The organism is Neobacillus paridis, assembly GCF_016765675.1.
Classification (GTDB): Bacteria; Bacillota; Bacilli; order Bacillales; family Cytobacillaceae; genus Neobacillus; species Neobacillus paridis.
This window is the reverse complement of the sequence record NZ_JAESWB010000126.1, coordinates 1-507: the sequence shown is the minus strand read 5'-3', so window position 1 is coordinate 507 and position 507 is coordinate 1. Positions and strand designations below refer to the sequence as shown.

Here is a 507-nt window from a genome sequence, read left to right as displayed (position 1 = left end):
TACCGAATTCCTTGGCCATGTCCGCCTGCAACTTGGTGATGGCGGTGGCGTCCCCGAAGCCATTGAACATGATGTTGGCGCCTTGCGCCGCCAGCGCGCGCGCAATGCCCAGGCCGATGCCGGAAGTGGATCCGGTTACCAGGGCCGTCTTGCCTTTCAGAGTGGTGCCTTGCATGAAGTCCTCTATCGCCAAGATTGATGATGTGTAAAGAAGTTATCGGATTCTAAGCGGAACGCTTAGTAAAATACAGGTTTCGCATGCCAGTACTTTTACGGTAAATCCTCATGACTATCCCTCCCGCTCCCGGTCCAGGCTATCCCCCGATCAAGCATGTGCAATGCATTTCGCCAGGCGGGCTGCACCGCATGGCGTACAAGGAATGGGGCGACGCGCGCAATCGCAATGTGCTGGTCTGCGTGCATGGCGTCACCCGCGTCTCCGATGATTTCGACGCGCTCGCGCGCGAACTGAGCGATGTCTACCGCGTCGTATGTCCTGATGTGGTT

Annotated in this window: 1 protein-coding gene; it reads right to left on the bottom strand. The window is 57.4% G+C overall.

All coding sequences use genetic code 11. The features are described from left to right. A partial coding sequence (locus JK635_RS28195) for an SDR family NAD(P)-dependent oxidoreductase (RefSeq protein WP_202653261.1) occupies nucleotides 1-175 on the bottom strand: 175 nt, incomplete at its 3' end. Between the last annotated feature and the right edge of the window lie 332 nt (nucleotides 176-507).